Annotated in this window: 8 protein-coding genes and 2 pseudogenes; 1 reads left to right on the top strand and 9 read right to left on the bottom strand. The window is 57.0% G+C overall.

The window, feature by feature from the left end; translation table 11 throughout:
* Nucleotides 1-140: 140 nt before the first annotated feature.
* The 7 genes and pseudogenes from QO231_RS25540 to bhcA all read right to left on the bottom strand — a co-directional run.
* Nucleotides 141-590 (bottom strand): annotated as a pseudogene (locus QO231_RS25540) (integrase); the annotation flags it as partial.
* Between the two features lie 393 nt (nt 591-983).
* Nucleotides 984-1316 carry a hypothetical protein gene (locus QO231_RS26235; RefSeq protein WP_394356725.1) on the bottom strand — a complete coding sequence of 111 codons (333 nt, stop codon included), beginning with the start codon at nt 1314-1316 and terminating at the stop codon, nt 984-986.
* A 162-nt stretch (nt 1317-1478) separates the two neighbouring features.
* A complete protein-coding gene (locus QO231_RS25530) occupies nt 1479-1730 on the bottom strand; it encodes a glyceraldehyde 3-phosphate dehydrogenase NAD-binding domain-containing protein (RefSeq protein ID WP_316782978.1) in 252 nt (83 codons plus the stop codon).
* 144 nt (nt 1731-1874) lie between these two features.
* Nucleotides 1875-2843 carry an iminosuccinate reductase BhcD gene (bhcD, locus tag QO231_RS25525; RefSeq protein ID WP_316782976.1) on the bottom strand — a complete coding sequence of 323 codons (969 nt, stop codon included), beginning with the start codon at nt 2841-2843 and terminating at the stop codon, nt 1875-1877.
* 107 nt (nt 2844-2950) lie between these two features.
* Entirely contained in the window at nt 2951-4114 is a 1164-nt protein-coding gene (gene bhcC / locus QO231_RS25520; RefSeq protein ID WP_316782973.1) for a 3-hydroxy-D-aspartate aldolase BhcC, read from the bottom strand.
* 14 nt (nt 4115-4128) lie between these two features.
* A complete protein-coding gene (bhcB, locus tag QO231_RS25515; protein ID WP_316782983.1) occupies nt 4129-5079 on the bottom strand; it encodes a beta-hydroxyaspartate dehydratase BhcB in 951 nt (316 codons plus the stop codon).
* 14 nt (nt 5080-5093) lie between these two features.
* A complete protein-coding gene (gene bhcA, locus QO231_RS25510; RefSeq protein WP_316782970.1) occupies nt 5094-6284 on the bottom strand; it encodes an L-aspartate--glyoxylate aminotransferase BhcA in 1191 nt (396 codons plus the stop codon).
* Nucleotides 6285-6453: 169 nt separating this feature from the next.
* Between bhcA and bhcR the strand changes: the two genes are divergently transcribed.
* Nucleotides 6454-7302 (top strand): HTH-type transcriptional regulator BhcR, encoded by an 849-nt coding sequence (gene bhcR, locus QO231_RS25505; protein ID WP_316782967.1) that lies wholly within the window; start codon nt 6454-6456, stop codon nt 7300-7302.
* Here bhcR and QO231_RS25500 read toward each other — a convergent pair.
* Together QO231_RS25500 and QO231_RS26230 are read right to left on the bottom strand one after the other, a co-directional pair.
* Nucleotides 7283-7522: pseudogene (locus QO231_RS25500) on the bottom strand ((S)-ureidoglycine aminohydrolase); the annotation flags it as partial. The gene bhcR and the pseudogene QO231_RS25500 sit on opposite strands and share 20 nt — an antisense overlap.
* Nucleotides 7523-7551: 29 nt before the next feature.
* Nucleotides 7552-7642: transposase domain-containing protein (locus QO231_RS26230; RefSeq protein ID WP_449421106.1), on the bottom strand; the 91-nt coding region annotated here is incomplete at its 5' end.

The raw sequence follows: 7642 nt of genomic DNA, 5'->3' as shown, positions 1-7642 counted from the left end.
CCGCCAGATCAGCCCCATGCCAAGCCCACAGCCCAAATCCCCATAGCAACAAACGGCCCACCAAGACCAACCCCGCGATTTCCCGCCTGAGCGCTTCTCCGACGCCAGGCAACGCCACGCGATACCCAAACGTCGAGCATGGCGTCCGAGAAACCTGCATGTTTCTGGACGTAGCGCTCGTCGACCTCGGCCGAAGAGGCGAGGCCCGTCCGTAGGCTGTGGCCGGAAAACAGGGCGAGGCGGTCTTTTTTCGGGAGCTCGGCGCGAATGTTGCTCTTGAGCCCCGTCCGCTTGTTCAGCCGGGCGTGCTGCGCTTTCTTGCCGTCGCGCGAGCTGCGCACAAAGACCGGCCCGAACCTAATCCTGGCGACATGCAGCCACTGTTCCAGCGCGTGCACGGGGCAGGATTGATCTGATGAGCCCCGGCCGATCTCAACTCCGTGCAAGCCGGTTTTGGAATTGAGGGCCAACAGGGCGCCATCGTCGAAAATCTCGATCCAACAACCCAAATCCAGCGTGTCTTCCTTGCCAAAATTAGAGCTGACGCTCTCTGAGCGCCTGGGGCCAACCGCATATCCAAGGAGCATGACGGTCGTAAGCGGCGACTGGAGGTCACTGGGGTTTCAGCTTGACGGCTGGAACTTCCAGGGAAGCAGGTCGTCGATGCGATTTTCGGGTGGCGTTGCTTGGGTGATGCGGCAGCTAAATGTCAGCCGGGCGACGGTTTATCGTTTGGCGAAGCAGTTTCGGGACGAAGCGCGGACCAGCGCGCCGCTGCCGAATTGCTCAGGCCCAAAGCCAGGCATGCAGCCAATGGCGCCGGCGATTGAGGCGATCGTGGTCCATCATTTCAAGGAGTTCTATGCCACCTGTCGCAATCCGACCAAAACCCGGTTCTGGCGTGAGGTTGCAGCCGACTGCCAGGCGAAAGGGCTGACACCACCCTCGATCCGGCGCCTTGGCCGCTGGCTGGATCTGAAGGATCAGGCAAAACTCATGGCCAGGCGGGAGGGGAAGGACAAGGCGGAGCGCCGCCAACTTGCCACACCCGGAATGGTAGTTCGCCCGGCAATACCGGGTAGAACCTTCCGAAGTTCCCTGGCTGGGCTTGTTGTTGTCGGCACCATCGATTCCGCGCCAGCTCTGCCACGCGAGAGATCATCGCGGGGAGCATCGACCATCGGCTGACTTCCCGTATAGCAATGGATTGTCGCGACATGCGCGCGCTCGAGTTTCAGAGCGGTATCAATGGCGCTTGGCAGAGACGCGGTTGCATTCGTGGCACAGGATGAATTGGCAACGATTCTGGCATTCATAGCCGTGCAGTCATTCGCGCCTTTCACGACCGTGATATCCGCATGATCCGAAGGGACTGAGATCAATACCGCACCCGCGCCAGCGTGCAATCCGCGTTCGGCAACCTGTCGTGACGGAATCCTGCCCGTGCATTCAAGAACAACATGAACCTGCGAGAAATCCTAGTTTGCCAGTTTGTCAGTTCGTGCGAACGGGATGCGCCTCCCATCCACGATCAATGCACTTCGGCTTGTCTCGACTCTGGTGGGGTAGGGTCCGAACGTGCTGTCATACTGAAACAGGTAAGCGCAAGTTTCGAGAGGTGCGATATTGTTGATCAATGCGATTTCAATATCATCGTGCCGAGGCTGGCTCAGAATCTGGCGCATGATCGTGCGCCCGATCCGTCCAAACCCATTGATGACAATCCGCATTTTCGTTCCTCTCAGTTCTCTGTGTCACGCATTTGGCCTATGTTGCGTGCGTGCGCTCCAGCAGGCCTCGTGGTGCCGGCTAGAAGATATCAGATCATGCCGCCGGGTAAGAAAATGTGCGGGTAGTGAGACCCGCTCATCCCCTCAAAAATCGACTTCGATCGCAACGCCTTTTTGGACGGCAAGTTCCACCACGGCAGAAGCCACGGCTAGGTCCTGCAAGCCGACGCCGGTGCCGTCAAAGAGAGTGATTTCCGTGTCGGAACTGCGTCCTGGGTGAGTACCGTTGATAACGGCTCCGATCTGGTTCACATCACTTTCCTTGAGCAGTCCTTCTGAGACTGCATGTTGCGCCTCGCCGATGCTCACAGATTGAGCGACTTCATCTGTGAAGACGGTTGCCCGGGCCAACAGCGCGGATTCAACTTCTTGTTTGCCCTTGGTGTCAGTGCCCATACAGGCAATGTGAGTCCCCTCAGAAACATGATCCGACATCAACGAGGGAGCAAACGCGGATGTGATCGAGATGATCACGTCAGCATCGTGACCCAATTGATCAAGCTCAACGGCCTCAAACGGCAAGCCGGCCTCTGTTGCAACCTTTTCCAGATTTGGCAGCATGTCGGGATGATAGTTCCAGCCTATGACCTTGCTAAAGGAGCGCTGTTCAAGTGCTGCGCGCAGCTGGAAGGTCGCCTGGTGTCCTGCACCGATCATACCGATGACCTTGGCGTCTTGGCGGGCCAGATGCTTGATCGACACTGAAGATGCTGCTGCGGTGCGCAACGCAGTCAGCAGGTTGCCGCCCACTATCGCCGCCACCTTTCCGGTGTCAGGATCGAAAAGGAAAATCGTCGATTGGTGGTTGATAACGTTCTGCTTTTCCAGGTTGTTTGGCCAATAGCCACCAGCCTTCAGCCCAAGGGTCATCCCGGCCTTGTCGAAGCCGCCTTTGAAACCGTAGAGAGCATCCTCATGGCCAATCGCTTCGCGAATGACGGGGAAGTTGTAGGCGTCCTGCGAGGCCATGGCGGCGAAGACACTTTCAACAGCATCAAAAGCGGCCTTTCGTGTCATCAAGTCCGCGATTTCACGTTCTGGTACGATGAACATTGGATTCTCCCGTTTGAATGTGCGCCCGTATGCGCTGCCAGAAGGCGGCAGGCATACGGGCGGCTTCGCGGCTCTTTTGGAGCCGAACTTTGCTGCCTCAGAAAATGTTAGTAGGCTTTGCCACGGGCCGACACGGGCCACAGGGTTTCGACCTTGCCGCCGCGTACGCCGACATACCAATCATGCACGTTCGCCGTCGGATCGCAGTGACCCGGCACCAGCTTCAGCTTGTCGTTGACCTTCAGAACGCCCTCGGGGTCGGCCACGACGCCATGCTCGTCCGAACATTTGACGTATTCCACATCGTTGCGCCCATAGATGAACGGCAAGCCGCTATCGATAGACTGCGCCTTGAGACCGGCATCCACGATGGCTTTGTCAGCCTTCGCGTGGCTCATGACGCTCGTCAGGATGAAGAAGGCGTTTTCCCATTCGCCATCGTCGATGCGCTTGCCATCCTTGTCGAGAATGCGGCCGTAATCGGCATCCATGAAGGCGTAGGACCCGCACTGAAGCTCGTTATAGACGCCGGAGTTGCTCTCGAAGTAGTAGGAGCCGGTGCCACCGCCGGAGACCAGATCGCACTCGATGCCTTCGGCTTTCAGCCCGTCGATTCCGTCTTTCACTTGCGCGATCGCCGCGTCGAGCTTGGCCTGACGGTCCTCGAAGCTGTCCATGTGCTGCATCGCACCTTGGTAAGCCTGAATGCCTTTGAAGGTCAGGTTCTCTGCGTCGCGCACGGCCTTGCCGATTTCCACGACCGCGTCGGTGGTGGTCACGCCACAGCGGCCTGCGCCGCAGTCGATTTCAATGAACACGCCCAGCTCGGTGCCATGCTTCTTGGCCGCCACCGACAGGTCCGCCACATTCGCCACGTCATCCACGCAGACAATGATTTCCGAGCCGTGCTTGGGCAGTTGTGCCAGGCGGTCGATCTTGGCCGGGTCGCGGACCTGGTTGGAGACCAGAATTTCCTTGATGCCGGCGCGGGCGAAGACTTCCGCCTCTGACACTTTCTGGCAGCACACGCCAACGGCGCCGCCAAGCTCCATTTGCAGCTTCAGCACATCGACGGATTTGTGCATTTTGCCGTGGGCGCGGTGACGCATGCCATGGGCCTTGGCGTAGTCGCCCATTTTCTTGATGTTGCGCTCCAGCGCGTCCAGATCGAGGATCAGGCAGGGCGTCTGGATGTCTGCCTCGTCCATACCCGGCAGGGCAGGGACATCGTAGCCAACTTCGAGGTTTTCGAGATTTACACGGGTGTTCATAGCGTTGTTTCCCTTTACTGTAGCCACGGCAGAAGGTCGAGATCGACATTTCCACCGGTGATGATGATGCCGACCCGCTTGCCAGCGAACCGATCTTTGTTTTTGAGGATGGTCGCGAGCGGAACAGAAGAACTGGCTTCCATGACAATGCGCAGGTGTTTCCAGCCGAGCTTCATCGCGTCGATGATCTCTTCCTCAGACGCTGTGAGAATGTCCGTCACATGATTTGACACAAAATGCCAGGTCAGGTCTTTCAGAGGGACGAGCAGTCCATCGGCGATGGTCTTTGGCGCGTCATCCGCAATGATATGGCCTGCCTTGAAGCTCCGATAGGCGTCATCGGCCTGCTCTGGCTCAGCCGCGATGATTTGCGTTTCCGGTGCCTGGTTTGACAAAGTGAGGCAGGTGCCGGAAACCATGCCGCCGCCGCCAATCGGGGCCACCACGATATCCAGCCCGTCAGTTTGTTCCATGAGTTCCCTGGCACAGGTGCCCTGGCCCGCAATCACACGCGGGTCGTTGTAAGGATGAACGAAATCGCCACCCGTTTCGGATTGAATCTTGGCAAAGGTTTCTTCGCGTGAAGACGTCGAAGGCTCACATTCGGTAATCTTTCCACCATAGCGGCGGACTGTATCCTTTTTGGCCTGCGGCGCGGTGCGAGGCATGACAACGTTGCAGGGAATGCCCCGCAAGCTGGCCGCATAGCTGAGGCAGGACGCATGATTGCCCGATGAGTGCGTCGCGACGCCATTCTTGGCCTGATCATCGTCGAGACCAAAAACGGCATTGGACGCGCCGCGAACCTTGAACGCTCCGGGTTCCTGGAAGTTCTCGCATTTGAAGAACAGCTGTGCGCCGGTCAATTCATTGAGGTACGCCGAAGTTCGGATCGGCGTACGTCTTATGTGGGGCTTGATGCGCTCATGCGCGTCAAGCATGTCCTGAAACGTTGGGATATACATCGCGGAGGCCATGGTCACGCTGCGATCTTGATCGCGGTGGCAGGATTCGTGCGGTAGTATTCCTGCGCTGCGGCGACGCCGGAACCGAGCTTGATGTCCAGACCAAGATCAACCATGCACATTTCCGCAGTGGCCAAACCGCTCAGCATCATGACATCCGTCAAGCTGCCCAAATGGCCGATCCGGAAAACTTTGCCCGCGACTTCGCCAAGGCCCACACCAAATGCAACATCGTAGGTGTTGGCCGCATGCGTGACGATATCTGTCGCGTTGAAACCCTCCGGTGTGCGGATTGCACTTACCGTGTCAGAGTAGAGATCCGGAGACGCGGCACACAATTCCAAACCCCAGGCGGCGACCGCGATGCGCACACCCTCTGCGATGCGATGATGGCGCGCAATCACGTTCTCAAGTCCTTCATCAAGAAGCATATCAAGAGACAGTTTCAGGCCGTTCATGAGACCAACGGGCGGGGTATAGGGAAACGCATTCGCATCATATCCCTTTTGCATGTCTGCAATGTCAAAAAACGTCCGGGGCAGGGTTGCTGTCCTTGAGGTCGCAACAGCCTTGTCGGAGAATCCGAGAATAGCCAGACCGGCAGGCAACATGAAACCCTTCTGGCTTCCTGTTACGGCGATATCGACGCCCCATTCATCAAATCGGAAATCCATGGACGCGATGGAACTGACTCCGTCAACAAATAGCAGGGCAGGGTGCCCCGCAGCATCGAGCGCGCGGCGCACAGCTGCGATATCAGACTTGACGCCAGTCGCGGTCTCGTTGTGTGTTGCCAGCACAACCTTGATTTCATGGTTCGTATCGGCCGTTAGAATGGCCTCGTATTTGTCAGCTGGCAAACCCTGACCCCACGGTGTTTCGACAACCGTCACATTCAGGCCGTGACGCTGACACATGTCGATCCAGCGATGTGAGAACATGCCATTGCGCGCCGCCAGCACTTTGTCACCGCTGTTCAGGCTGTTGGACAATGCTGTTTCCCAGCCGCCAGTCCCCGTGGAGGGAAAGATGAAGATCTTGGCAGAGTCGGATTTCAGGACCTTGCGCACGCCATCAAGGCAAGGATGAAGGATCTTGCCAAAAGTTGGCGAGCGGTGGTCGATTGTCGGCATGTAGCAGGCCTGCCGAACGGCTTCGGGCATATTGGTCGGGCCAGGAATGAATACTGGGTTCTGGAAGCTCATGATCGTCTCCTTTTTTGTCTTGTTCCCATAGTAGATTTCTGGAACAGATTTCGATACTTTTTTGAAATCGTTTTTCGAAACCCGCCATGCATGGTAAATTCTTTCGTTATCAATGAGTTATATTTTTCAACAGGCGAATACACTTTTCACATAGATTGAGATGGTTCTTATGAAATTCCAAGATAATGCTGGCAACTCAAGTCGAAAGGCTCGCGGAAGACCTCGCGATTGGCACGACAAAACCGCACAGAACATCATCAAGTCTCTTGACCGTGCGATGGAGGTCTTTGAGTTTCTGAGTGAAGGGCAGGGCAAGCCTCTGACAACGCTGGCAAATGAACTGCACCAATCACCTTCCACAATGTACCGGGTGCTCGTCACGCTGGAGAGTCGGGGGCTGGTTGATTTTGATGTGATCGACCAGGTCTGGCACATCGGTCCCAAGGCATTCATTATTGGGTCTCGTTTCTTGCTCCGGACGAGCCTTGTCGAGCGCGCAAGGCCGATACTAAGAAAACTGATGGAAGTATCGGGTGAAACGGCGAACCTTGGAATCGAGCGAAATGGGCACGTTCTGTTCGTCAGCCAGGTCGAAACCCATGCCAGCATCAGAGCCTTCTTTCCGCCCGGCACCCTGTCGCAGTTGCATGCCTCTGGAATAGGCAAAGCCCTCCTTTCCCAGATGGGTCCAGATCGTGTCGCCAGGTTCCTGTCCGAAGCACCGCTTGAAAGGTTCACGGATTTCACGCTTACCTCCCCAGACGAGCTCACTGCAGACCTGAAACGGGCGCGAGACCGCGGCTATGCCATTGATGGAGAGGAACGGAATTCGGGGATGCGTTGCATTGCAGCGCCTGTCTTTGACATCCACGGCGAAGCCATCGCGGGCATTTCAGTGTCCGGCCCGACATCACGTGTCGGAACCGGTCAGATTTCTGATCTGAGCAATGCGGTTGTCGCGGCGGCTCATGAATTGTCCGCCGCAATAGGCGGAGATTCTACTCAGCGGCGGCCTTGATCCGCGATGGGCTGGCACGTGACAATGTGGTTGGTGAACGAAGTGCCATGTGACGATTGACGTCTTTGTACAACAAATACCGGAACTTTCCGGGTCCACCCGCATAACACGCCTGTGGGCAGAAGGCGCGCAGCCACATATAGTCGCCGGCCTCAACTTCGACCCAATCCTCATTGAGCCGATAAGCAGCTTTCCCTTCCAGCACATAGAGCCCATGATCGTAAGCGGCGGCTGGAGGGCACCGGGCTTTCAGGTTGACGATCGAAAGTTCCAGGGGAGCAGGTCGTCGATGCGGTTTTTCGGATGGCCCGCGGCGATGGCTTCGAGTGTAGATTTCAGG

This window comes from Sedimentitalea todarodis (assembly GCF_032595355.1).
GTDB lineage: Bacteria > Pseudomonadota > Alphaproteobacteria > Rhodobacterales > Rhodobacteraceae > Sedimentitalea > Sedimentitalea todarodis.
This window is presented reverse-complemented; position numbering and strand designations above follow the sequence as displayed.